The sequence below is a fragment of the Rhizobium sp. PRIMUS64 genome (genome assembly GCF_023006465.1).
GTDB lineage: Bacteria > Pseudomonadota > Alphaproteobacteria > Rhizobiales > Rhizobiaceae > Rhizobium > Rhizobium leguminosarum.
Map to the genome: position 1 here is coordinate 55,410 of NZ_JALBGX010000001.1, position 25,441 is coordinate 80,850.

Annotated in this window: 22 protein-coding genes and 2 pseudogenes; 14 read left to right on the forward strand and 10 right to left on the reverse strand. The window is 60.9% G+C overall.

Going from position 1 to position 25,441, the window contains the following annotated elements; genetic code table 11:
* The first annotated feature begins 40 nt into the window (after window positions 1-40).
* Genes MOV76_RS00285 through MOV76_RS00295 form a run of 3 tightly spaced genes read left to right on the forward strand, consistent with a single transcriptional unit; the run spans window position 41 to window position 2,071 of the window.
* Window positions 41-712, forward strand: a complete 672-nt coding sequence (locus MOV76_RS00285) for an amino acid ABC transporter permease (RefSeq protein WP_018245709.1) — start codon at window positions 41-43, stop codon at window positions 710-712.
* Window positions 709-1,368: an amino acid ABC transporter permease gene (locus MOV76_RS00290; RefSeq protein ID WP_018245708.1), complete on the forward strand. Its 660-nt coding sequence runs from the start codon at window positions 709-711 to the stop codon at window positions 1,366-1,368. Before MOV76_RS00285 ends, MOV76_RS00290 begins: the two co-directional genes overlap by 4 nt.
* Complete coding sequence (locus tag MOV76_RS00295) at window positions 1,346-2,071, forward strand: amino acid ABC transporter ATP-binding protein (protein ID WP_130746160.1); 726 nt, start codon at window positions 1,346-1,348, stop codon at window positions 2,069-2,071. Before MOV76_RS00290 ends, MOV76_RS00295 begins: the two co-directional genes overlap by 23 nt.
* Window positions 2,072-2,219: 148 nt before the next feature.
* On the opposite strand, the gene MOV76_RS00300 is transcribed toward MOV76_RS00295, so the two are convergent.
* From MOV76_RS00300 to MOV76_RS00335, 8 genes and pseudogenes are all read right to left on the reverse strand, one after another.
* Window positions 2,220-2,591, reverse strand: coding sequence for a type II toxin-antitoxin system RelE/ParE family toxin (locus MOV76_RS00300; protein WP_247263536.1), 372 nt, complete (start codon window positions 2,589-2,591; stop codon window positions 2,220-2,222).
* Entirely contained in the window at window positions 2,591-2,848 is a 258-nt protein-coding gene (locus tag MOV76_RS00305) for a hypothetical protein (protein ID WP_018245705.1), read from the reverse strand. Before MOV76_RS00305 ends, MOV76_RS00300 begins: the two co-directional genes overlap by 1 nt.
* A gap of 268 nt (window positions 2,849-3,116) precedes the next feature.
* A pseudogene (locus MOV76_RS39985) lies at window positions 3,117-3,206 on the reverse strand (PspA/IM30 family protein); the annotation flags it as partial.
* A 292-nt stretch (window positions 3,207-3,498) separates the two neighbouring features.
* Window positions 3,499-4,479: pseudogene (locus tag MOV76_RS00315) on the reverse strand (IS30 family transposase).
* A gap of 260 nt (window positions 4,480-4,739) precedes the next feature.
* Window positions 4,740-5,657, reverse strand: a complete 918-nt coding sequence (locus tag MOV76_RS00320; protein WP_247263537.1) for an oxidoreductase — start codon at window positions 5,655-5,657, stop codon at window positions 4,740-4,742.
* 50 nt (window positions 5,658-5,707) lie between these two features.
* Complete coding sequence (locus tag MOV76_RS00325) at window positions 5,708-6,277, reverse strand: TetR/AcrR family transcriptional regulator (protein WP_018444816.1); 570 nt, start codon at window positions 6,275-6,277, stop codon at window positions 5,708-5,710.
* 412 nt (window positions 6,278-6,689) lie between these two features.
* The gene (locus tag MOV76_RS00330; RefSeq protein WP_247263538.1) at window positions 6,690-7,034 is read right to left on the reverse strand and encodes a YkgJ family cysteine cluster protein; all 345 of its coding nucleotides are present in this window, start codon (window positions 7,032-7,034) and stop codon (window positions 6,690-6,692) included.
* A gap of 162 nt (window positions 7,035-7,196) precedes the next feature.
* Window positions 7,197-8,204, reverse strand: a complete 1,008-nt coding sequence (locus MOV76_RS00335) for a nitroreductase family protein (protein WP_247263539.1) — start codon at window positions 8,202-8,204, stop codon at window positions 7,197-7,199.
* A gap of 336 nt (window positions 8,205-8,540) precedes the next feature.
* Between MOV76_RS00335 and MOV76_RS00340 the strand changes: the two genes are divergently transcribed.
* The 9 genes from MOV76_RS00340 to MOV76_RS00380 all read left to right on the forward strand — a co-directional run bounded on the left by MOV76_RS00340 (window position 8,541) and on the right by MOV76_RS00380 (window position 19,984).
* Entirely contained in the window at window positions 8,541-9,311 is a 771-nt protein-coding gene (locus MOV76_RS00340) for an aspartate/glutamate racemase family protein (RefSeq protein ID WP_247263540.1), read from the forward strand.
* Window positions 9,312-9,344: 33 nt separating this feature from the next.
* Window positions 9,345-10,262, forward strand: coding sequence for an ABC transporter permease (locus MOV76_RS00345; RefSeq protein ID WP_065276540.1), 918 nt, complete (start codon window positions 9,345-9,347; stop codon window positions 10,260-10,262).
* Window positions 10,262-11,065 (forward strand): ABC transporter permease, encoded by an 804-nt coding sequence (locus tag MOV76_RS00350; RefSeq protein WP_027686377.1) that lies wholly within the window; start codon window positions 10,262-10,264, stop codon window positions 11,063-11,065. The genes MOV76_RS00345 and MOV76_RS00350 overlap by 1 nt, the downstream gene beginning before the upstream one ends.
* 48 nt (window positions 11,066-11,113) lie before the next feature.
* On the forward strand, window positions 11,114-12,217 hold the full coding sequence (locus MOV76_RS00355; RefSeq protein ID WP_247263541.1) for a PotD/PotF family extracellular solute-binding protein: 1,104 nt from the start codon (window positions 11,114-11,116) through the stop codon (window positions 12,215-12,217).
* Window positions 12,218-12,284: 67 nt separating this feature from the next.
* Window positions 12,285-13,349, forward strand: coding sequence for an ABC transporter ATP-binding protein (locus MOV76_RS00360; protein ID WP_247263542.1), 1,065 nt, complete (start codon window positions 12,285-12,287; stop codon window positions 13,347-13,349).
* A gap of 84 nt (window positions 13,350-13,433) precedes the next feature.
* Window positions 13,434-14,975: a hydantoinase/oxoprolinase family protein gene (locus tag MOV76_RS00365; protein WP_247263543.1), complete on the forward strand. Its 1,542-nt coding sequence runs from the start codon at window positions 13,434-13,436 to the stop codon at window positions 14,973-14,975.
* A 7-nt stretch (window positions 14,976-14,982) separates the two neighbouring features.
* Window positions 14,983-16,071 (forward strand): DUF917 domain-containing protein, encoded by a 1,089-nt coding sequence (locus MOV76_RS00370; RefSeq protein ID WP_247263544.1) that lies wholly within the window; start codon window positions 14,983-14,985, stop codon window positions 16,069-16,071.
* Window positions 16,072-16,075: 4 nt separating this feature from the next.
* A complete protein-coding gene (locus tag MOV76_RS00375) occupies window positions 16,076-17,164 on the forward strand; it encodes a DUF917 domain-containing protein (RefSeq protein ID WP_247263545.1) in 1,089 nt (362 codons plus the stop codon).
* 72 nt (window positions 17,165-17,236) lie between these two features.
* Window positions 17,237-19,984, forward strand: a complete 2,748-nt coding sequence (locus tag MOV76_RS00380; RefSeq protein WP_247263546.1) for a LuxR C-terminal-related transcriptional regulator — start codon at window positions 17,237-17,239, stop codon at window positions 19,982-19,984.
* Between the two features lie 145 nt (window positions 19,985-20,129).
* Here the strand turns inward: MOV76_RS00380 and MOV76_RS00385 are convergent, their stop codons facing one another.
* Entirely contained in the window at window positions 20,130-21,359 is a 1,230-nt protein-coding gene (locus MOV76_RS00385; protein ID WP_247263547.1) for an NAD(P)/FAD-dependent oxidoreductase, read from the reverse strand.
* 99 nt (window positions 21,360-21,458) lie between these two features.
* On the opposite strand from MOV76_RS00385, the gene MOV76_RS00390 reads away from it, so the two are divergent.
* Complete coding sequence (locus tag MOV76_RS00390; protein WP_247263548.1) at window positions 21,459-23,000, forward strand: sodium:proton antiporter; 1,542 nt, start codon at window positions 21,459-21,461, stop codon at window positions 22,998-23,000.
* 65 nt (window positions 23,001-23,065) lie between these two features.
* Here MOV76_RS00390 and MOV76_RS00395 read toward each other — a convergent pair whose 3' ends face one another.
* Window positions 23,066-24,124, reverse strand: a complete 1,059-nt coding sequence (locus MOV76_RS00395) for a LacI family DNA-binding transcriptional regulator (protein ID WP_047619868.1) — start codon at window positions 24,122-24,124, stop codon at window positions 23,066-23,068.
* A gap of 245 nt (window positions 24,125-24,369) precedes the next feature.
* Between MOV76_RS00395 and MOV76_RS00400 the strand changes: the two genes are divergently transcribed.
* On the forward strand, window positions 24,370-25,353 hold the full coding sequence (locus MOV76_RS00400; RefSeq protein WP_247263549.1) for an autoinducer 2 ABC transporter substrate-binding protein: 984 nt from the start codon (window positions 24,370-24,372) through the stop codon (window positions 25,351-25,353).
* Window positions 25,354-25,441 lie beyond the last annotated feature (88 nt).

Here is a 25,441-nt window from a genome sequence, read left to right on the forward strand (position 1 = left end):
GATGACATGACGCTCCGTCACCGCAAGAGGGGACAATTCCTTGAGTTACCATTTCGAATTCGGCTGGCTGCTTGAATATTATCCTGACATCATCAAGGGCATACTGATCACCCTGGAGCTCATCGCGATCGGCGGAGTGCTCGGCATTTCGCTCGGCATTTTCTGTGCCTGGGTGCGCGCACTCGGCCCGGCCTGGCTGAAGCCTGTCGTTGCGACCTATGTCGAACTGATCCGCAACACACCGTTCCTCATCCAGCTCTTTTTCATCTTTTTCGGTCTGCCGTCGCTCGGCCTCAAGCTTTCCGAACTGACGGCCGCCAACCTTGCGATGGTCGTCAACCTCGGCGCCTATAGCTGCGAGATTATCCGCGCGGGCATTCAGGCAACCCCGAAAGGCCAGTTCGAGGCAGGCGAGAGCCTTGCCATGACGCGCTTCGAAACCTTCCGGCATGTCGTTCTCGTGCCGTCCCTGCAGCGCATCTGGCCGGCGTTGTCGTCGCAAGTCGTCATCGTCATGCTCGGCTCATCGGTCGTGTCGCAGATCGCCGCCGAGGATCTGACCTTTGCCGCGAACTTCATACAATCGCGAACCTTCCGCGCCTTCGAGGCCTACATCGTCTCGACAGCCATCTATCTTGTGCTGGCGATCCTGCTCCGGCAGGTGCTGGCGGTGGTCGGCGGGTTCATTTTCCCGAGGAGGGCGGCGCGATGATCGAGTTCACACTCTGGGACATCCTGCGCAACCTGCTGCTCGCCACCCGCTGGACGGTCCTGCTTTCGCTCGTCTCGTTCATTGGCGGCGGTGCGGTCGGACTGGGGCTGCTCTTCCTGCGCATTAGCAAGCGCAAGGCATTCAGGGCGCTTGCGAAATATTATATCGAGCTCTTCCAGGGCACGCCGCTGCTGATGCAGCTCTTCATCGCTTTTTTCGGTCTCGGCCTTTTCGGGATAGATGTGCCGGCCTGGCTTGCTGCGGGATTGGCGCTCACTCTGTGGAGCGCCGCCTTCCTCGCCGAAATCTGGCGAGGCTGCGTCGAAGCGGTGGCGAGGGGTCAATGGGAAGCCTCCGCCAGCCTCGGCATGGGGCGGTTGCAGCAGATGCGCTACGTCATCCTCCCGCAGGCGCTGAGGGTCGCCATACCGCCCACGGTCGGTTTCTCCGTTCAAATCGTCAAGGGAACGGCGCTGACCTCGATCATCGGTTTTGTCGAATTGTCGAAAGCCGGCACGGTGGTCACCAATGCCACCTTCCAGCCCTTCACCGTCTACGGGCTCGTCGCCCTCATCTACTTCGCCCTTTGCTGGCCTTTGTCAAAAAGCAGCCAGATCCTGGAAAGGAAGCTCAATGTCGCTCATCGAAATCACTGAAGTCCGCAAGAGCTTTGGCACCACCGAGGTGCTGAAAGGCATCAATCTCGATGTGGAGGCCGGCGAAGTCATCGCCATTATCGGCAAGAGCGGTTCGGGCAAATCGACCCTGCTTCGCTGCATCAACGGCCTGGAGACCATCACCGACGGCTCCATCTCCGTGGCCGGCGCGCAGCTCCTCGATGACGAAGTGCATCTGAAGGCACTGCGCCTCAAGGTCGGCATGATCTTTCAGCAGTTCAACCTCTTCCCGCACCTGACCGTCGGCGGCAACGTCATGCTGTCGCAGACCGTGGTCAAGAAGACCCCGAAAGCCGAAGCCGAGGCGACCGCCCGCAAGATGCTGGAGCGGGTAGGGCTGGGCCACAGGTTCGACGCCTATCCCGACGAGCTCTCGGGCGGCCAGCAGCAGCGCGTCGCCATCGCCCGCGCGCTCGCCATGCAGCCGACCGCACTTCTCTGCGACGAGATTACCTCCGCACTCGATCCGGAACTGGTCGCCGAAGTTCTGGCCGTGGTGCGCGAGCTTGCCGCCGAGGGAATGACGCTTCTGATGGTAACGCACGAGATGAAGTTCGCCCGCGATGTCTGCAGTCGCGTCGTCTTTATGCACCAGGGCCGCGTTCACGAAATAGGCCTGCCGGAGGAAGTCTTCGCCAATCCGCAGACGGCCGAGCTGAAGCAATTTCTCGGCGTCAATTAGGAAACGACGACATCTCTCGCTTATACCGGCCGGCATCGTCGTCGGGGATGGCGCGCGAGCGCCGCTTTGCTCGTGCGGAGGCAGACGAGGGAAGAGGCCGCGCATGCCAGACTATTGTGTCCGGTGGGCTGCTCATGGTCGACCGTCCTCAGGACTTCGACCGAGGGTGTCCCATCAACGTTTCATACTCTCTGTCGGTCAATCGTTCGACTGCCCGCAGCTGTGCGGGAATGTCCATCCGCTCGTGTAAGACCGCGGCAATGACGAAGGTTGCATCGTCAGCGACAATGTAGACGGCGTAATGGTGCTCGACTTTGTGCAATCGGAAGAGTGAGTTCCCGACGCGCTCGTCGCTCTTTGTCCTCACGCGGGCACGGGCTTCGGGGATGCCTTCAAATCCTGCCCGCAGCAGGCGGCCGTACGCCTTTGCCTGTTCGGGGGACCATTTGCGCGCCGTTTCGCGGACGGCCAAACGATAGTTATCAAGTGCGGCCGGCAGGATGAGAACGCGTGGAGCCACTAGCGCAGTTCTTCATCCAGTTCCGCGTCGACGGCATCAAGAGCCGAAAGGGGCAGCATTTCTCCGCGCCGGAATTCCCCTTCCGCCCGCAGCAGTGATCGGATGGCATAGCGGCGGTCTTCTTCGCGTGCCATATCTTCGCGAATAAGGGCGCGCACATATTCACTCGGGGTCGTGTACTGGCTCTTCCCGTTGGCGCGCATATCGACAAAGGCGCGCATTTCATCGGGCAAGCTCACATGCAGGCTGCTGGTCATGCCGCACCTTCCTTCAAATTTCTGAATGAATTGTTGTGTATCCATACCTCGATGTCAATATTTGACATCGAGACGTCCGGTTGCAGACCGGGATGCTCGCCTGGATCATGCAGGGACTCGCCAGATCGTAAGGGAATCCGTCTGATTAAGGCATCCAGCCGCAGATAGCGACGATGAATCTTTCCACCTGCTGGCCAACAAGCGAGCAGGCGCTCCAATCCGCAGGCGTGCCGGGAACGGCAGGCAATGCTGCCGTTCCCGGGAATTGTCAGTCTTTGCTGCCAGTAGGGGCGGGCAGCAAGACGGGCTCGGCCGAATGTCTCGGCAGCATCAATTGTGCAAGAATGTAGTCGGCTGAGCCCAAGCAGCTCGGCGGCTTGGACAACACTTAGGCGTCGATCACGGATCTTCTGAATGACTTCGAGGCGATGCAATTCTTTCTGCGACATGGTGATCAAACAGGGCATGACGACTCCGACCGCTCATGGTCTCGACCAGGCTGAAGGTCGTCTCCTTGCTCCCAACGTTGGCATTGACCAGAACGTCGAGAGGCGAGACTGTCGCATCTCTAACTGGCCCAACTGTCGCATTACTAAATAGCCCTGGAGAATCTACACCAAGTGCAACATGGGCGTTTGAAGGGTAGGGGATCAGCCGCATTCACGCAAATGCGCCATGAAGACCTCGGCCGGTGTTTTGTAGCCCAAGCACTTTCTTGGCAGCGAATTCAGGTGATGGGCGAGGTCGACAAGTTGCTTCTGAGCGACGTTGGACAGATCCGTATCGCCAGGCATGAAGCGTCGAATGCGCTTGTTGGTGTTCTCGACAGCGCCTTTCTGCCAAGGCGAATTGGGATCGCAGAACCAGCTCCTGGCGCCGATCCCATCTTCCAAAGCCCTGAAAGCGGAGAACTCCGTGCCGCGATCAAAGGTGAAGCTTCGGCGTGCAAAAGACGGCAATGGTGAGAAGGCATGGATGATCTTGTCCATGATCGGTCGCGAGTGACGGCTGCGGTTCTTGATCATCACCGTATAGCGGCTCTTGCGCTCGACGAGAGAGGTGACGTTGGTCTCTCCGAGTTCACGCCGGAAGATCAGGAGATCGCCCTCCCAATGCCCGAACTGTGATCGATCATCAATAAAATCAGGTCGTTGGGAGATTCTGTAGTCGAGCGGGATTAAGCCGTCGCGCGGTTTGCGTGCGCCGCGGCGCCGACGCCTGCGCCGTCGTTCCGGCAGGTGCTGATACAGCCCGAGCGGATAATCTTAAATCGTTTCCGGGCAAATGCGCACAGGACTGACGCCATCGGCGAGAAGCCGGCCAGCGATCTGCTCAGGTGACCAATGCGCCTTCAGTCGGTCGATGACGAGATCGCGCAGATGCGGATGGCGTCTGAGTTTGCGCAGCCGTCGTCGGCGCTCCTTGCTCATGTCGTTGGCGATACCGCTGTAATAGCCGCTGTATTCCGGAAATTCGTGATCCTGGAACGTATTGCGTTTAAGCTCGCGATAGATCGTCGAACGATGACGACCCAGTTGGCGGGCAATCTCCGAGACGGAAACCTTGCGTTCTCTAAGATGAAAAAGACGCTTGCGATCAGGCAGGGTGAGCTGCGAATAGCAAAGGGACATGCATATATCTCCAAGGCGAAGCCATTGTTTTTATAAGCATGTCGCACTTGGAAATAGAATGTACCGGCTACAATCAATCGATCGCATAACGTAGTTTATGGAACTACTTCGAGAGAGGAAGAACATGGCTGTTTGCAAGCGTGCCCCAAAGGTGCAGCGGGACGAAAACTTCGGCGATCATAGATGTGGCTCCGTGAGTGCGGCCCTGATTTTTCCCTTGCTTTCTGCTTGAAGCATCTGCTTCGGGCTTTGTATTTCTATCAGGCGGGGGCCAAGCCCGGATCGATCCCGGTCATCGCAATAGAGACGTCCCAGAGACGCTTTGACAGAGTTGGATCCTGGGCATCGGGGGCACGTTTCGCCTCACCGGACGGACCCCGAATTCCGCCAAACCCGGTTGGCCCGTAGTAACCACCCGGCATCACCTTGCCTGTCGCCGCCTGCAGCGCAGGCCAGGCTCCCTTGGCCGCGCTGTTGAGGAGCAGACCGACGATCGGACCCACGAGTTGGATGATCCCCATGTGCCGCCCAAGACTGGTACTCGCGACGCCCGGATGGCACCCGACAGCCGTAACTGGAGAATCTGCAGCCCGTAGGCGCCGATCCAACTCGAAAAGAAACAGTGCGTTTGCCAACTTGCTGCCGCCGTAGCGGCCGTTCTTGTTATAGCTTTTCTCGGCGTTGAGGTCGTCCCAGTCGATCCTCCCCTTCAAGTGCGCAATGCTGGATGTTACGACGACACGCGATCCCGGCGTTTCTGCCAGCTTTGGCAAGAGCAACGTTGTCAGCCCAAAAACGCCAAGATGATTGACGCCGAACTGGGACTCGAAGCCTTGCTCGGTGCGTGTCAAGGGTGGGTTCATGATGCCTGCATTGTTGATCAACACGTCAATGCGCGGCTCTCTCGCGGCAATTTCAGCCGCAGCTCGAACGTTGTCGAGATCGCCCAGATCAAGCGGCAACCAGGCTAGATCAGCCTTTGGCGTGATATGCCTGATCCGCGCTATTGCCTGCTCTGCCCTAGTGCGTTCCCGGCATGCCAGTAGGACACGAGCGCCTCTTGCAGCAAGCACTTGTGAGATTTCAAAGCCAATACCTGCGTTGGCACCTGTGACGATGAAGGTCTTTCCCGTTTGGTCGGGAACACTCGCTTCCGTGAAACCAATAGAATGAGCCATGTCGCTTTCCTTTTGAATGAGTATTTAGGCACTCAATAATGAGTCAAATTTTATGCGGCAGTACCTTTCCAAAACAGGTCGAAACCAGCCTGTCGGATGTTCTTGTCCTGTTTCGGGTTGGCGGTTATCGCGTTGATCGTGATTTCGGCAAGGCCGAACAGAACCGTATCGATATAGAAGTCAATCCTTTCAGGATCGGCACGTCCGGCAAGACATGCCGCGACGATTGCCCGTGCATCGTGGACCATGGCTTTGCTTTTTTGTCTGCTCTGCGCGGTTACCCGATCCGAAACCTTGAGCTGTCTGACAGCCTTTCGAGCCGTCGAATTGGTCAATCCCCAATCCACCAGACGGTCCCACACGCGTCTTAGCCTTTGGCGAGGAGCGTCCCCATCCGGATATGGAGCAAGCATCCGCTCCATCAGATCGATTTCGATCGACACGAAGAGTTGATTGAGAAGATCGTCCTTGGTTGGAAAATAAGTGAACAGCGTTCCCTCGGACACGCCCGCAGCCTTTGCAATCTTCGCGGTCGACGCCTCAGTTCCCAAGCGGGCTACAAAATCGCATGCCGCCTCAAGCAAGGCTTGCCGTTTTTCTTCGCTTAGAGGACGCGCCATATGACCGAGTTCAATTGAGTGAGTTATTACTCATCTAAATAAGTATCCCATTTGGAGAGTCAAGAGGATTTATTGACCAGCGGTTAGAACAGTAGCAGCTATTTTGAACGCGTCACTGTGCTGCTAGATGTTGTGGACGCTGCCGTCTTTGGTCCTTGCCGTGACAGGACCCTCAGACAGCAAGCAGAGCCGAATGCTGAAGAAGGAGCTGTTGGAAACGCTCGGCGTAGTCATCTGAGCGCTACCCGCCACGCCGAGACTTTGGGCAAGTTCTCGAAGATTTGCTTTGATACCACCGGATCGATCATGTCGGTCGCGGGTGTTGAACCGCCACAGTCGGTTTTAAAGTGCCGCGCCTAGCGCGCAATCGCGGTCATAGCCAACATTGGCGCGGGGGACCGCGCCACTCATCTCAGTTGATTGGCAAATGCGCATCCATGTGACCGGACGGCAAACCTGGCTGACCGATCCCGAAGAACTCGCGCGCGGTCAGGCAAGCGCCATCCCCTGGGACGCAGGCGCGGCAGACGTCAGGCCGAAGATCGTACACTTGACAGGATGTCTCCGAACCGACGCGACCGACCAGTGCGGAGCAACGCGCACCGTCGCAACGCATTCCCTGCTCGTTCGCGGCTACGAACTGCGCCGGCAGCAAATCGAGAGCAGCTTCTGTTTCGGTGGAAAATCTGGGCCAGGTCGACGAATAGGAGCAGCAGGCTCCGCAGCTTCGGCAATCAAAATCGATCAGTGATGTCATGAGCCGCTCCTACCACACAGCCTGCCAATGATAAAGCTGCCGGCTAACCGCTTCTCTTGGAGCGAGCGTATCCATCTTCATCAGGCTCCTCGTCCTGACGTTGGGCCTCAAGCCGATCTTGCCGATGGTGTCGAGCGCTGCCGATCGCTCGACGATTGAGGCTTACCGGAGCGGTGGTTCGTGCGTCAGGACCATGTCGATCGGCTTTCGGGCCGATACCGGCACGCGAAAATCCGCGCGCATCTCACCGAAACCGATCAGCGTGATGATGATTTCGTTGTCGGGGATGCCGACGCAGGTCCGCATCTTGATATCCTGCTCGCGCGCCGCACTCCAGTTCAGCATGCAGGCGCCCAGTCCCTCCGCGTGGAGGCCAAGCGCCAGCGTCATGGCGAACATGCCGCCGTCCACCCATCCCTGGTTTCGTTCGCCGACCGTGTTCCAGTGCGACAGGTCGACCGTCACGACGAATACGCCGCCGAGCTGCTCGCCGAAGCCGCGATTGCCGTCGTGATGGGCGAGAACGCGGGCGATCGACGGCTTCTCGGTGAAGGCGTAGACACGGCATGTCTGTCGGTTGCAGCTCGAAGGCGATTGCTGGGCCGCACGGATGGATCTTTCGATCTTCTCGAACGCGACTGTCCTGTTGCTGTCATACTGGCGCACGCTGTGGCGCGCCTCCATGAAGGAGACAAAATCCATCCGCGCATGCCTGACGATCTCGGCAGCACTCACCGTCTCGCTGCCGCCGAGCCGGATATTGTGCCCGGCGCCGGCAACGACGAGCAAATCGTCCAGCAGTGCCTGTGCCTCGCTGACATCGCCCTGCTCCGCGTTGAAGTCGACATAGGCCGAGAGCACGGAAAGGCTGATATCGGCCGAAGCGTCGCGGCCATGCTGCTCGATATAGCGACGCGTCTCCACCGCCAGCAGCCGCACCTTGTCCATGCCGAAGCCGTTGCGTGGATTGGAAAGCGACATTCCGTATTCCAACATATGCGCCAGGAGATGGATATGTGCCCGCCGGTTTTCGCGCGACTCTGCGCCATCGATGAAGGAGGCGCGGCGGAAACGGCGATAGTCATAGGCGAAATTCGCAAACAGGCGCCACGCCGTTCTGGCGCGGGTCTGGAAGGATGATGCGGAAGGCGCGGCTTTGGCCGAAGGCATGGCACGATTCCCCGGGGATGAGCAGGCGGTCTTGAACTGCTGTCGTCGATGCAGGGTTATTCGTCTGCTCGGCCTCGTCAAACCCCCTGATGGCGGCGGATTTTCACGTTGGAATGCAATGCTTCTGGAATCGGTCATCGAGAAGTATTTGTTTTAAAATCACTTTTTCTCGAGCACCCTATCCATTCGAATAGGTTCTCCACCATCCGTACCGGCCGATGACCCATCCGAATCACATCCGCACCTACTCATTTCAGAACTTCCAAGCCGGGGCGGACTGCGGCACCGTAAGCCCATGAATTGCTCAGAGCGAATTGGGCATCAAGGAGGCCGGCCGTGCAGGATAGCGTCGTAGAAATTCGCGTGGTGTCACCGATCGTCACCAAAGGATTTCGCAAAGTCGCCGATCTCCGGGCGTTGGAATATCCCGGCATCAAGGTCAGCCACTCGCAGATTACGGCGGGACCGGGATCGATCGAAAGCGAATTCGAAGCTGCCTTTTCGGTGCCGGGAACGATTGCCGAAGTGATCAAGGCGCAGAATGAAGGCGTCCATGCCGTCATTATCGACTGCATGGGCGATCCGGGTCTCAGGCCGTCGCGGGAAGCCGTGACGATCCCGGTGCTTGGACCCTGCGAGACCGGCATGCACCTTGCGGCGATGCTCGGCCACCGGTTTTCCGTCCTCACCGTGATGCGCCGACTGCGCGCATCCTTTGAAAACACCGCGGCCGTCGCCGGCCTTTCGACCAAGCTTGCCTCGGTGCGTAGCGTCGATATTCCCGTTCTGGAACTCGAGGAAGATCTCGACCGGACCAAGGCGATGCTGATCAAGGAAGGCATCCGGGCGGTTGAGGAAGATGGCGCCGAGGCGCTTGTCTTCGGCTGCACCGGCCTGATGGGCTGCGCCTTCGCCCTGCGCGAGGGACTTCTGGCGCACGGGATCGATGTGCCTGTCATCGATCCCATTCCCGCCGCTGTTTCCGTTGCCGCCGCGCTGGTGCGTTCGAACCTTACCCACAGCAAGCTGACATTCCCACAGCCGCCCGAAAAACAGTTGCTCGGCTACGACTATATTCATCTGCCCATGCCGCTTGCGGCCGAATGAGAGAACGCTGGACGTTCCATTGAGAGGACAGGGATGGCGATTGCGCAAACGGACACCATGACACGAACGGAAAAGCGGAAAGGATCGACCACCGCTCTTCAGGATTTCCGCCTGTGGTGGCTGGTCATCCCGGCGTTCCTCGTCTTCCTTGTCTTCTTCGTGATCCCGACCGCATCACTCTTCGGGCTCGCCTTCAACAAATCCGTCGCCGGCGTCATCGCCCTCAACAGCCAGATCACCTTCGACAATTTCGTCCGCATCTTCACACGGGCGAGCTATTATGAATCGATCCTGCGCTCGATCTGGATTTCCGCCATCGTCGGCGCCGCTTGCCTGTTCTTCGGCTATCCCCTCGCCTACGTCATCGCAAAGACGGTGAAGCCGAGCCGCGCCACGCTGTTGATGATCCTCGTCCTGTCCTCCATGCAGCTCGACATGGTCATCCGCATGTACGGACTGATGGTGCTGCTCGGCGATAACGGCCTCATCAACGGATTTCTCCTCAGGGTCGGGGCGATAACAGCGCCACTGCCGCTGATGTATAATGTCTTCGGCGTCATCGTCGGGCTGGTGCAGATCACCCTGCCCTTCATGGTGCTGTCGCTGATCGGCATCATCAAGGCGATCCATCCCTCGCTCGAAGAGGCAGCCCGCAGCCTCGGCGCCTCGCGCTGGCAGGCCTTCGTCACCATCGTGCTTCCGCTCTCGATGCCCGGAATCCTGGCCGGCACGCTTCTGGTCTTTGCGCTTTCGATCAGCTCCTACGTCGTGCCCGCTCTGATGGGCGGCTGGAAGGTGATGGTGCTGCCCATCCATATCTATCAGCAGATCGCCGAGGTCGGACGCTGGCAGTTCGGCGCCGCCATCGCCGTCGTGCTCTTCGTGACGAGCATCGCAGCCGTTGCAGTCTACCACCAGGCGGCGGTCAGAACCTCGGGAGGGCGCACCTGATGCGTGAAGAGTCCGCCATCCCCCTTGCCTTCAAGGTCATCTCGCTGCTGTCGCTGGCGATCCTCCTGGTGCCGGTCTTCATCGTGGTGCTTGCCGGCCTGAACTCGGGCGATTACCTGACTTTTCCGCCGGAGGGCCTGTCGCTGCGCTGGATACAGGCGTTCCTGACTTCGCCCGTCTTCCTCTCGGCCTATGGGGTCAGCTTCATGATCGCACTGGTCTCGACGCTGATCTCGACGGTGATCGGCACGATGGCGGCGATCTATCTGACCCGCTCGCAGAGCCGTACCTCCAGCATCTTGCGCGGCTTCTTCATGCTGCCGATCGTGCTGCCCGGCGTGGTGCTGGGACTTGCCCTCTATGTCTTCTACGTGACCACGGGCATCGGCCTTGCCCGCACCATGCCGGGGCTGATTATCGGCCACGTGATCGTCACCTGCCCCTTCGTCATCGCGACGGTGACGGCGGCACTGGTCGGTTTCGACCGCTCGCTGGAAGAGGCCGCCCGCAGCCTTGGCGCCTCGCCTTTCACCGCTTTCCGGTTGGTGACGCTGAAGATCATCGGGCCGGCAATTTCGGCGGGCACGATCTTCGCCTTCATCGTCTCGTTCGGCCAGTTCGAAGTCACGCTGTTTCTGTCGACGCCGAACCTGCAGACGCTGCCGATCGCGATGTATGTCTCGATGCGCTACCAGTTCGAGCCGACGGCCGCCGCCGCGGGCATCTTCGCCATCGCACTCGTCATTCTCTCCACCGTGCTGACCTCCAGACTCGTCAACCTGAAACGCACCTTCGGGGGATGAATACCGCTACGCCTTCACATCAACGATAGAGCAAAAAAGGGGAACTTCATGACTGAGAAAACGCCAGGGCATACCCGCCGCACGATCCTGAAGATGGGCGTCGCTGCCACAACACTGCCCCTGTTCAACATCAATCACGCCTGGTCGCAGGATGTTGTCTTCGACGGCAAGGTCTTCGATGCCGGCGGCGCCGTGCTGCGCGTCGGCGAATGGGGCGGCCCCTGGGGTGAGCTGGTCAACAAATACCTGCTGACCGACTTCCAGAAGGAGTTCAACTGCAAGATCGAATACGACTCGACCTGGCCCTGGTTCCCAAAATTCGTCGCCGGCGGCGCCGAGAAGCCGCCGCTCGACATTACCAACTGGAACTTGCCGGAGATGTTCAAGACGGCAAAGGCCGGCGATTTCTTCCTAAAACTCGACGAACTGCTGCCGAACGTGCCGAACGCCAAGAACCTATGGCCCTTCGCCACCGCCAATGGCGTCGGCGTCACCTGGGCCTTCAACCAGTATGGTTATGCCTACCGCACCGATCTGGTTTCGCCGCCGCCCTCGTCGTTCAAGGATCTCTGGAAGCCGGAATTCGCCGGCAAGCGCGGCACCTACATCACGTCAAACACCTTGCAGATGGACTTCTTCCTCGTCGCCTGCGGCATCTTCGGCAAGGATCAGTACGATCTTGATGCCGGCTACGAGGCGATGAAGGCGCTGATGCCGGCCAAGATCTCCGATTTCACCGGCAACATGCAAACGCTGATGGACCGCGGCGAAGTGGTGGTCGCCGTGCTCGACGATGCCGAGCCGATGCAGGCCCGCGACAAGGGCGCGCCTTTCGCCTTCTGGTACTGGACCGAACAGCAGCCGATCCTGACGCAGACCTATACGATCAGCCGTTATGCCGAGCCGGTGCAAAAGAAGCTCGCTTTTGCGCTTCTTGACCGCGCCCTCGATCCGACCTTCATCGGCAATATGGGCAAGGAATTCTACCTGCGCCCGACGGTCAGCAACGCCGTCCTGCCCGACAATCTCGCCAAGGCCGGCGTCGTCAACAGCGCCGACGCCATCAAGGGCTTCTGGGTGCCGGACTGGAATTCCTACCTCGAAAACGAAGACGACATCGTCGAAACGGTCAACGGCATTTTCGCCAGCTGATGCCGCCGCGACGGGCGGTTCCGCGCCGCCCGTCGCACATCTTTCATAACAGGAGAGCCTTCGCCGCATGTCCGATATCCATCTGAAAAAGCTCGCTAAATCCTACGGCGATAGCGTCGCGGTCGCCGGCGTCGACCTGCACATCGCCGAAGGAGAGTTCTTTTCCCTTCTCGGCCCATCGGGATGCGGAAAATCGACGACGCTCCGGATGATTGCCGGCTTCGTGCCGCCCAGCGGCGGCGAGATTCTCATCGGCCGCGACGACGTGACGAGATTGCCGCCGGAGAAACGCGACATCGGCATCGTGTTCCAGAACTACGCGATCTTCCCCCACATGAACGTTGCCGACAATATCGCCTTCGGCCTGAAGCTCCGGAAGCTGCCGAAGGAGGAGATCCGCAAGCGCGTCACCGCCGCGCTGCGCCAGGTCGGGCTTTCCGGATATGAGGAGCGTTTCCAGCGCCAGCTTTCGGGTGGCGAGCAGCAGCGTGTCGCCCTTGCCCGCGTGCTGGTGACGGAGCCCCGCATCCTCCTTCTCGACGAGCCGCTGTCGGCGCTCGACAAAAGCCTCAGGGAGGAAATGAAATACTGGATCAAGGACCTGCAGAAGAAGCTCGGCATCACCACCGTCTACGTCACCCACGACCAGGATGAGGCCCTGACGATGTCCGACCGCATCGGCGTCATGCAGAAGGCGCACATCGTCCAGGTCGGGACGCCCGAGGAAATCTACGAACGGCCGAAGACGCTGTTTGTCACCACCTTCATTGGTCATTCGAATGTCATTGACGTCACCGTCGGCGCCAATGACGGGCAAGGCATGACCGTGCTGCTGGAGGGAACCGTGTTGCCGACGCGGGGTCCCGAAGGCCTGGCCGCCGGGCAGGCGGCAAAGCTGGTGGTTCGCCCCGAGAACGTCATCATCGGTCCCGACAGCTCATCCGGCGTCAGCCTTCCCGCGACGGTCGTCAGCGAAACCTATCAAGGCGCGCTGGTGCGCTACCGGCTGGCCATCGGTTCCCAGGAGATCGTCGCCGAGCGCCAGAACCAGTCCCGCACCGAACGATTTTCCCCCGGTGCCGCCGTCATGGTCGGGTGGGACCCCGACCGGTCCGAGGCGCTCGTCGCCTGAAGCAACACGGAAACAGCGAACATCGCCAGCGCCGGAGCCATCCGCTCCGGTGCCACGGCCAGGCATATTCTCACGGAGGTCATGATGCGTATTGGAATAGATGTGGGCGGCACGAATACCGATGCTGCCCTGATGGACGGCCCGCTGGTACTCGGCGCGTGCAAGAGCCCGACGACCAGCGATGTCGGCTCCGGCATTGTCGCCGTGTTGAAGCAGGTGCTGTCGATGACCGGCGTCTCGGTGTCGGAAATCCAGGCGGTGATGATCGGCACGACGCATTTCACCAATGCCGTCGTCGAGCGCAAGCGGCTGCTCGAAGTCGCCGCTATCAGGCTCGGCCTGCCGGCGACCAAGGCGCTGCCGCCGATGACCGATTGGCCGAAGGATTTGGCCGACACACTCGGCCGCCACACTTTCATGGTGCGTGGCGGCAACGAATTCGACGGCCGCAAGATCGCGCCGCTTGATGAGCCCGAGATCCTGCGCATCGCCGGTGAAATCCGCAGCCGCGGCCTCAAGGCAGCCTCGATCACCTCGGTGTTTTCGCCGGTGACACCTGATATGGAGCTGCGGGCCGCCGAGATTCTCGGCAACGAGATCCCCGGCCTGTCGATATCGCTCAGCCACGAAGTCGGCCGGGTCGGTTTCCTCGAACGCGAAAACGCCTCGGTGATGAATGCGTCGCTCGCCGACCTGTCGCGCAAAGTCGTCAACTCCTTCCGTAACGCCCTGAAGGAACTGGCGATCAATGCGCCCTTCTATATCAGCCAGAACGACGGGACACTGATGGTGCCGGACTACGTCGAGCGTTATCCGGTGCTGACATTCGCCTCCGGCCCGACCAATTCCATGCGGGGCGCCGCGATGCTTGCTGGCGAGAAGGAGGCGATGGTCGTCGATATCGGCGGGACCACGTCGGATGTCGGCATGCTGATGCAGGGCTTCCCGCGCGAATCCGCTGTCGCCGTCGATATCGGCGGGGTCAGAACCAATTTCCGCATGCCCGACGTGCTCGCCATCGGTCTCGGCGGCGGCTCGATCGTGCGCAACGACGGTGCCCGCATTGGCCCGGATTCGGTCGGCTACGAAATCACCTCCCGCGCCCTGATCTTCGGCGGCGACACACTGACGACGACGGACATCATCGTCGCGGCCGGCCTCGAGGATATCGGCGACCGTTCGTGTGTCGCGCATATCCCGGCAAGGACGATTAAGACGGCGCTCGATACCATCCACCGCATGGCCGACGAGGCCGTCGACCGGATGAAGACGAGCGCCGAGCCCCTGCCCGTCATCCTGGTCGGTGGTGGTTCGATCCTGATCTCGCGCGACCTGCCCTCCGCATCCCGCGTCATCCGTCCTGAGAACGCCTCCGTTGCCAACGCCATCGGCGCTGCGATCGCGCAGGTCGGCGGCGAGGTCGACCGCATCTTCTCGCTCGAAGGTACCTCCCGCGACATCGTGCTCGGCGGCGCCAAAAAGGAAGCCGAGGAGCGCGCCGTCAAGGCGGGTGCAGAGGCCGGAACGGTCAAGATCATGGATGTCGAGGAAGTGCCGCTCGCCTATCTGCCAGGCAGTGCGACACGCATCCGCGTCAAGGCTATCGGCGATCTCGTGATCGGATGAGGACCCTATGAAACTCAACAGTCAACAACTCTGCGACCTTGCCGTCGGCGCGGCATTCCTCGGGACCGGAGGCGGCGGCGATCCCTATGTCGGCCGGCTGATGGTGCAGCAATGCCTCGACGAAGGGCTGGAGGTGAACATCATCGATCCCAGCGAATTGGCGGACGACATGCTGGTCATTCCGACCGCCATGATGGGTGCGCCGACCGTGCTGGTCGAGAAGATCCCTAGCGGCGAGGAGGCGATGTTTTCGCTACAGCGGCTCGAACGCCATCTCGGCCGCAAGGCGCAGGCGACCATGCCGATCGAGATCGGCGGCATCAACTCGACGATCCCGCTTGTCGTCGGCGCCCGCCTCGGCCTGCCCGTCGTCGACGGTGACGGCATGGGCCGCGCCTTTCCCTTTCTCGAAATGGAAACCTTCGGCGTCTACGGCGTCTCCGGCAGCCCGATGGCCGTCAGCGACGAATATGGTGATTGTGCCATCATCGAGGCGGTCGATAACCGCCAGATGGAATGGCTTTCGCGCGCCGTCGCCATCCGCATGGGCGGCTGCGCCTATATCGCCGAATATGCAATGTCGGGCGCCGACGTCAAACGCACCGCCATTCCGAACACGCTGAGCCTCGCCATCCGCATCGGCGAAGTCCTCCGCAACGCCAAAAGCTCGCACGAGAATCCGATCGAGGCGTTGCTCGGATTTCTGCCTTCGACGCTCTACCGCTACGGGCGCATCATCTTCGGCGGCAAAATCACCGATGTCATGCGCGAGACCAAGGCCGGATTTTCGATCGGCCGCGTTACGATCGGCGGGCTGCCGCCCTTCGGCTCGACGATGGAGATCGAGATCCAGAACGAGAACCTGATCGCCCGCGTCGACGGCAAGGTGAAGGCGATCGTGCCCGATCTCATCTGCATCATGAACACCGAAACGGCAGAACCCATCACCAGCGAAAACCTTCGCTACGGACAGCGCGTCACCGTGCTTGCCGTCTCCGTTCCCGAAATCATGCGGACGCCGGAAGCGCTCGATGTCTTCGGCCCTGCCTGCTTCGGGCTGAAGGAACCCTTCATTTCCATCGAAGAGATCGGCTGAACACATGGCAATCATCACCAACGAGGATATCGACGACCTGGCGGTCGGCGCAGCCCTTCTCGGCACCGGTGGCGGCGGCGATCCTTATATCGGCAAGCTGATGGCGAAGGCGGCGATCGAACGCCACGGCGCGGTCGATCTTCTGGCGCTCGACGACGTGCCTGACGGCATCGAGGTCGCCGCCTGTGGCGCGATGGGGGCGCCGACGATCCTGATCGAGAAGATGCCGAGCGGCGAAGAGATCGGGCTTGCACTCAGGGCTTACGAGAAACGCGTCGGCAAGGCGATGGGAGCGATCATCCCCTTTGAGGCGGGCGGCATCAACTCGATGGTGCCGATCATGCTGGCGGCGGAATGCCGACTCCCGGTTATCGACGCGGACGGCATGGGACGCGCCTTTCCGCAGCTCGAAATGGAGACCTTCAACGTCTATGGCGTGCCTGCCGCACCCGTGACGGTCGCCGACGAGCAGGGCAATGTGGTGATCATCGAGACGGAAAGTGCGGCCAAGGCCGAATGGCTCGCTCGCGGCGTGACGATCCGAATGGGCGGCCAGTCCTATATCGTCAATTACGGCATGGATGGCCGCACGACCCGTCGCGTATCCGTTCCAGGAACGATGTCGCTTGCCATCGGCATCGGGCGTACCATCCGGCTGGCACTTGCCGCGCATCGCGATCCGCTCGCCGACCTGATCGAATTCTTCTCCGGAACGCATTACGAGACCGCGCGCCTTCTGGCCTCGGGAAAGGTGGTCGACGTCTCGCGGCGCGAGCAGAACGGCTGGTCGGTCGGGGTCGTGACGATCGAACCTTTCGACACAAGCCGCAGGCCGGTGCGCATCCAGATCCAGAACGAGAATCTGGTGGCAGAGGAAGATGGCAGGGTGCTGGCGATCGTGCCGGATCTCATCTGCATCCTCGAAGCCGACACTGCCGAACCGATAACCACCGAACGCCTGCGTTATGGCCAGCGGGTCAACGTGCTTGGCGTCAAGGTGCCGCCGATCATGCGCACACCGGAGGCATTGGACGTCTTCGGCCCCGCCGCCTTCGGCCTGACGCAGAATTACGCACCGCTCGAGGCCGGTTAAATCTAGGCTGGCACGGGATATGCTTCTTAAAGCTCGCAAGTCAGGATGGTCGAATGAGCGAGGCGTTTTTGGATGCATCACAGTCGTTCCGAAGGCAAAACGGCAACCCGCCCCGGCGGGCGTGAACCGAAGACGCTAGGTTCCCGGTTTCGCCCGCCGCGCATGCTGTTCACGGCCATCGACCGTCCCTTTCCCCTTTCGAAGATTCGCGACGGTCTGGCGCGCCAGATCGTCGTCGTCCATGCACCGTCTGGCTTCGGCAAGACGGCACTGCTCAAGGCAGGATATGAGGCAGTCACTTCCGGCTCTGATTATTTTCAGTCGCTGTTCGATGGCGGCGTCGGTCATTGCGGCTGGATCACGCTCGGCCCCACGCATGGCCAACCTGCCGAACTGCTAGCCGATCTTTGCCTGGCGCTCGGCATCCACACCCCACGGCCTCCCGCCTCTCTGAGGGAACTGTTCGACATCGTCGCCGACCGGGCAAGCGGCGCAATCCTGTTCATCGACGAGCTCGATATTGCTTCCTCACCCGACGTGCAGGCTTTCCTCGACGGATTTTTCTTAGGTGCCCCCGACAATCTGAGGATTGTCTGCGCATCGCAGCAGAAACTGCCGCTGCCGCTCGCCCGCCTCAGGGTGCGCGGTCTTGTCACGGAGATCAACGCCGTCGACCTCGCCTTCAGCCGCAACGAGATCCGCAGCCTGTTTCCCCGCACCATCAATACTGGCGATGTCGCAAACTTCGTTCGCGCCACCCGTGGATGGCCGGCCTTGACGCAGATCGCGCTCGGCGTGATGGAGAGCGGCGGGATAGACGAGCGCAACAGGCTGCTGGCCGGCGAACATCCCGATCTCTTCCGCCATATCGACGAAGCGATCCTGCGTCCGCTGTCGCCGGCGCTTCGCCGAACGCTATGCGTCACGTCGATCCTGGAGGAATTCCCGCTGGAGCTGGCAAGCCATCTCTCCGGCACCGATCTGCAGGCAGATGACCTTCGGCTGCTCGAGGATATGAGCCCGCTGATCGAAAAGAGTCAGATGGGTGCGGCCTGGTACAGGCTTCATCCGATCGTGCGGAAGTGCCTGACGACCGAGCTTGCCGGTGATCCCCAGACCGACGAGGCAACGCTTCACTCCATCGCGGCGATCTGGTTTGCCGAGCGCGGGTTCCTGGAAAGGGCCGTTTCGCATGCGGCGCGCGCCGGCAACTTTTCGCTCGCCGCACAGACGATCCGGCAGGCCGGCGGCGTCAATCTCTTCATCCGCGCCGGCCACACAGTGCTCGAACATTTGATCGCCGACCTGCCCGCCGGCGTCATCCACGAATCTCCGAGCCTGTCATTGTGTTACGTGCTGGTGCTCGCGAAGAAGGGGCACATCAAGGCGGCGCGCGAGCGGATGGAGGCGATCAAGCAAGGCCGGGCCCTGCATGGCGACGAGTTCCTGACGATCGAGGCATCGACGCTCGATCACATCGACGGGCTGGTCGATATCTATGAGGATCTTCATCTCGACGATGCGCAGATCCTGCATCTCGAACGAATGGCGTCAGGTTTTTCGCCGCAATCGACGTGGGAGCTCGGCTGGATCTACAACCATCTGTGCATCGCTTATACCAGGCGCGGCAATCTCGACCTCGCGCGGCTGAGCGCCTTGAAGGCATTGGCCTATTATCGCGAGGAAAAGACGGCCTATGCCCAGATCTTCATGCTGATCCATCTGGGGCTGGTCAATACGCTCGCCGGCAACTTCTCGGCGGCGCTGACTTTCTGCCGGGAGGCGCAGGACCTGATCCAAAGCGCGCAGTGGACCGACGTCAATCTCGAAGCGATCTGCCGCGTCGCGACGGCGGATGTTCTCTACCTCCAGGGCGAGATGGCTCTGGTCGAGAAGAGCCTTGGCGAGGCGGTCAATGCCGTGGTCCAGGGCGAAGGTTGGGTCGATATCTATTCCCGGATGTTTTCGCTGCTGGCCCGCAGCCGGCTGCGGTTGAGCGGTCTCGATACGGCAATGGCAGCGATCGACAAGGCGGAAGAGGTCGCCGTCGAACGCGCGCTGCCGCGCCTGAAGATTGCAGCCGACATCATGCGCGTCGATATCTTCTCGAAGACCGGCCTGATTGAATCGGCGGTGCTTCTCGTCGAGCGGCTGGTTTCATCGTTGCGCGATCCTGAACTCGGGCACTTCTGGACCTGGCGCGAGGAAAACGATTTCCTCGTCGCGCAAGCGCGCCTTCTCAAGGCTCAGGGACGTCCAGGCGAAGGGCTCGCCAATCTGGAGATCGTGATGGCGCGAAGCCGCTCGAACGGCAGCGGTTATCACCTGCTGGCGGCGGAAATTCTGGCAACGGTTGCCGCCTGGAACGACGGCCGGCATGCCCAGGCACTCGAATATTTCCAGTTTGCGATCGCGCGTGCTCGCTCGCACGAGGTAACCCAGCTTTTCGAGGACGAGGGGCTAGAATTCTCCACGGTCGTGCGGGCGATCGTGCGGCGTTTCGGCCTGAAGGTCTTCAGTGCCGATGCCGTCGACTTCATCGGTCGCATAATTGGCCAGGGTGAAAGAAGCGTCTTCGGCAAACCGGCCGATAACGGCCGCCGGATCAAGGGTCCTCTTGGCGGCAAAAGTCTTCTCAGCCAACGCGAGCAACAGGTCCTGCTCTGCCTACATGAAGGCAAGAGCAACAAGGAAATCGCACGCGCGCTCGGGCTTTCCGAGCCTACGGTGAAATTCCACCTCAAGAACGTGTTTTCCAAACTGGGGGTCAGTCGCCGGGCAATGGCCCTGGCAGTTTCGGCTAAATTGAACCTTAAATAGCACGACGAAATGCCGGCACTGTCAGCATAAACGATCTTAATTCACATAAGACAATCCGAACCGGGCAATCATGAAATTCTGCCAGCTGGTAATGGTCGGCCGGGGGTATCGGTGCGTTGAGGGTCATAAGATGCACCCTGCTTTATCATGAGCGTGTTAGAACAGCCGCAGCCTGGTCGGCGGCCCGCAACCCGCTTTCCCATGCGCCATGCGCGGTCGAAAAGTCGGACTGGTGCGTCGCCTCGCCGGCGAAAAACAGCCGGTCGCCGACCGGGCGCGCCAGGACTGCGCGTGCGCCCGCATGGCCGGGCAGTGCGTGGCTGTAGGAACCGCCTATCCAATCGGTCCGACACCAGGAAGAGGCTGTGAGGGGCCGCAGATGGCGGCGAATGTTGCTGCCGAGCAGCGATGACAGCTGGTCGAGTGCGAAGGCAAACGCGTCCACCAAACCCGCGCGTTCGATGACGACAGCGCCGTTTCCGCCAAAGAAGCCTTCGATGATCGGCCGGCCGAGCGGCCGGATATAATAGCTGCCGGTCTCGGCATTTTGCGGGTCGCCGAGCAGATGGGTTTCCGGCTCCAGACCATGATTGCCATGGAGTTCCAAAAACAGCTTATCTGCGAGGCCTAGCGGCAGCTGACTTGCGGCATGGAGGTGATCGTCGGCCTCCGGGTCGAAGATAATGGCTCCGCGGGCTAGAAGGGTGGTCGATGACGTGATGATCGCGGCACCTGATGTGACCGGGCCGCGGTCGGTCTCCAGCTGAATGCCGCTCCCGGTCAATGCCATACGCCGAACGGGGGTCGAAAGGCGCAAGGCGACGTTCGGAACGGCGGCGCTGATCAGACTTCCATAGCCTTCGTGCACCCGCCAATTGGCATCGGTTGCCGCATTGTCATAGGCAAGAAAGTCAGCGACTGACAGCCGATCGAGCGGTGCGCCGTTCATATATCCGCTGAGGGACTGGCAGTAGGCGTTCCATTTGCCGCCGGGCTCCAGTGCGTCCGACGCCCTGTCGCTGGCGGGGGGATCTGCCCGCATCCGCTCCTCAAGCGCGTTCCATGCGGCCGCCGCAGCCGCGCGCTCATCCTGCGTGAAGCCGAGATCGCGCCACTGGCTTTGCCACGCCGTCGGTCCGCGCTCGATATTGAACCCAGCGTCACGGCCGATGGCGACGAGAGGATTGCGCTCGGCAGAGTGCAGCCAGCCGCAACCCATATCCAGCGGCATTCCGGCCAGTTCGATTGTCCAGGCTCGTCCGCCTACGCGGTTGCTGGCCTCCAGGATGATGACCGAGCGCCCGGCATCGGCCAGTCTTTTTGCTGCTGCAATGCCGGCTGCGCCAGCCCCGACTATCGCAACCTCGTAGTCCATCCCGCCCTCCGCCGCTGCGTCATCAGCTTGATACGACACAAGCTTTACATCGGGGTTGCACCCGCTTCAATGTGCCCGAAAGCCTGCTAGTATGCTGACATGACGTTCTTCGAAACACTTGTTGCATTGCTGGCGGTTGCCATCCTGCTGCTGCAGATCACGCGTCGCATGCGCCTGCCCTACCCCGGCATTCTGGCTGCCGCCGGCGTCGCCGTGGCGATGTTGCCAGGGGCGCCGACGATTCCGATCGATCCTCCGACGGCGCTCGCCCTGTTCATTGCGCCCGTCCTTGTCGATTCGGCCTATGACTTCCCGGTGGGGGCGGCGCGGCGCATGCTGCTGCCGCTGTTCTTCTATGCGGTCGTCGCCGTTCTCGTCACGACAGGCGTGGTCGTGTCGATCAGCATGCTGACCGTCGGGCTTCCGATTGCGGTCGCGGTCACACTTGGCGCAATTGTTTCGCCGCCCGATGCCGCGGCCGCCACGGCAGTCCTTTCCAATTTGCCCGTCGCCCGCCGTGTGGATGCCCTGCTCAAGGGAGAAAGCCTGTTCAACGACGCGACCGCACTGCTGCTTTTCGGCGCCGCGCTGACTGTCCAGGCGCGTGGTGGGCTGGATGTCGGGACGGCACTTCAGGTGGGGATCGCCGCACCTGGAGGGATCCTGTTCGGCATCGTCTTCGGCTTTTTTGTCTCGCGGCTTCGGCCGATAACCGAAAACACGGTCGGCGGGACCCTGCTTCAATTCGTCTACGCTTTTTCGACCTGGCTGATCGCCGAACATCTGCATCTGTCGGCTGTCCTTGCCACAGTGGCGAGCGCAATGACGCTCGCCACGCTCTCTTCGGTCAGGGATTCACCGCGGATGCGGGTACATTCCTTCGCCGTCTGGACGACCGTCGTCTTCCTACTGAACGTGGTGGCTTTCCTGCTGATGGGCCTGCAGGCTCGCCGCATCCTTGAGGCGATGTCGGCTGAAGAGCTGCAGCGGGCGATGGGATTTGCCGTCATCGTGGTGGTCGGCGTGATCCTGGCGCGCATGGCGATGGCTTTCCTGCTTCACGCCGTCGTCGCTTCTCGTCACCGAAGCGGCCATGAATTGGCGCCTTTCACGTCCGGGGAGACCTTCCTGGTGGGTTGGGCCGGTATGCGTGGCCTCGTTACGCTGGCGACGGCCTTCGCGCTCCCCGCCGACTTTCCCGAGCGAGACCTGGTCGTGCTCACAGCCTTCGCGGTGGTGCTCGCAACCCTGGTCATTCAAGGGGCGACCTTGGCTCCGATGATCCATCTCCTGAAACTCGGTCGGCAGGCAGAAGTCCGTGATGAACTCAAGGTGGCCCGAAGATCGCTCGCCGAAGCCGCCTTTCAGCGGCTTGAGAAGGAAGACGGCACTGAGGCCGAAGCGATCCGGACGATCTGTAGGGACCATTGGACCGCGTCAACCGAGGCAAACAAGGCTTCGGCGCTCGATCGCCGCCGCGACCTGACGATCGCCGCCGTTCTCGCCCAGCGCCAGCGCCTTGAGGAATTGCGCGACACAGATCAGATCGGCGCGACGCAATATCTCGAGCTGCAGGAGGACCTGGACTGGAAGCAGCTCTCCGTCGGCTCGGATGAGGATCGCCGCATTACAGAAAGCTAGAGCCGATAAGGCATCACACAGATTGCTGCTCCGTCAGCCCAGCCTCTCAAATGAGGCGGGACGCATCACTCGATATCCTTCAGCGCATCGAGTGGGCCGGTCAGCGCCGTGCGTGGTGGGACGAGGGTCGGCCGCACCAGATGCGTGATTGGCGGGCCGCGGTCCGCATCGAGGATCGCAAACCCCTTGGTGATCATAGCCTCGCTGTCCTGCCGGATCATGAAGACGGGGAAAGGCAGGAAGGAGCCGAAGGGATCGTAGTCGTAGCAGCCGACGATGATGTCGGCGAAGGTCTCATGCGGATGCAGCGCGAGGAAGCGCATCAGCCCTTCGAGATTGATCGAGGAATTGACGAAAAATGTGCGCGGCAGCTTTCCGTGGCCTTCGTAGAAGGCTTCAAAGGCACGCGCCGTCATGGCCGGGGAATAGCCGGTCGGCTGGATGCAGACATCCGGATCCGCGCCCAGAAGTGCGCGCTTTACGTCGCGGAAACCGCGAATTCGCTCGTGGCTGGCATGGTCGTTGCGGCCGCCGAACAGGTACAGATCGTCAGGTGAAAGCGGGCCATCCTCCTGCGCGCGTTCGATGATCGCCTGCGTCAGCATGCGCGCACCTTCATAATTGTCGCTGATGATCGACGGCGCCAGCGTGCCCGGCAGATCGATGTTGACGTGCTTCAGCCCTGCCTTTTCGCAGACCTTGTGTACGCCATCCGGATCGGTTGCGCCGGCGATGAAAAGTTCGTCGATCGAATAGGAGATCAGTGTCTCGACGACCTGGCGCTCCTCGTCCGGATCGCGACAGGCGCTGACGACGAGGGGGCACTGGCCGCGGCTTCTGACCTGTGCCTCGAAAGATTGCGCCATGGAGGAGAAATAGCGGTTGTCGTGCACCGGCAGCAGAAGACCGACGAGGCCGGAGCGGGACGAACGCAGGCCGCGGGCCTGCAGATTTGCCGTATATCCGTGCTCGTTCGCCAGGTTCTGAATGAGTTGGGCCGTCGCCTCCTTGATACGCCTCTTCCGCCAGCTTCCGTTCAGCACGGCGCTTACGGTAGAAGCCGACGCACCCGATAGGATCGAGAGATCGTAGATTGTCGCCTTCTTCTTGCTGATGTCTGCCATATCTCGCCTTTTCCGCTGTCGTTCCCTTAGAAACAAACCCCTCTTGACGAAAGCCCTACCTTGATCGATAGTCATTGCACCATCGATTGTGCAAAAAAGAAAGATCGATTGCGCAAAAATGGTTCGCCGGAGGAGGCGGGATGGGAGGCAAGGGTGTTCCCTCGCCAAGAAGCAACCAGGAACAACCTGCCGCAAAGCGGCCGGTGGTCGTCGTTCGCCATGAGCGACCTTGAGGAGGAGTGAAGATGAGGAGACTTATCATAGCGGCATTTGCCGCATCGCTGTCGCTTGCCGGGGCGGTGGTCGCGTTTGCGCAGGACGCACCGAAGGTCGGCGTTGTCGTCAAGATCGGCGGCATTCCATGGTTCAATGCGATGGAAGCCGGCATCAAGGAACAGGGCAAGAAATTAGGCGTCGATGCCTTCATGATCGGCCCGACCAGCGCCGACCCGGCGCTGCAGGTGCGCGCCATCGAAGACCTGATCGCCCAGGGTGTCAAGGTCATCGGTGTGGTGCCGAACGATGCCAAGGTGCTCGAGCCCGTGCTCACCAAGGCGCAAGCCGCCGGCATCAAGGTCATTACGCATGAATCGCCCTCGCAGAAGGGCGCCGACTGGAATTTCGAACTCGCGTCGTCGACCGGTTTTGGTGAGGCGCATGGCAAGCTGCTCGCCGAAAAGATGGGTGGCAAGGGCGAATATGCCGTCTTCGTCGGCTCGCTGACCGTTCCGCTGCACAATGCCTGGGCGGACGCCGCAATCGCCTATATCAAGGCGAATTATCCGGACATGAAACTCGTCGGCGACCGTTATGGCGTCGCAGAAGATGTCGACAAAAGCCGCTCGACGGCGCTTGATCTCATCGCTGCCCATCCGGATCTGAAAGGCTTCCTCGCCTTCGGCAGCCAGGGCCCGATCGGTGCCGGGCGCGCTGTCGAAGAACGCCGCAAGACGGGCAAAATCTTCGTGCTCGGCCCGTTCTCGCCCGGCCAGGGCCAGAAGCTGATCAAGTCCGACGCGATATCGGGCGGCTTCATGTGGAATCCGAAGCAGGCCGGCGAAGTCTTCGTCACGCTCGCCGATCGCCTGATCAAGGGCGAGAGCATCAAGGAAGGTGATGATATTCCGGGTCTCGGCGTGATCAAGCCTGTTGGTAACGACATCATCGTCGATCAGCTGCTGCCGATCAACAAGGATACGGTCGACGACCTGGCCGCAATGGGCCTCTGAAGAGGCCCCCTCCCCGGGTGTCGGGCCGGTCGATACGGACCGGCCCGGCGTTCGGGAAAAGAGCGATATCCGGCCATGGCTGGACCAT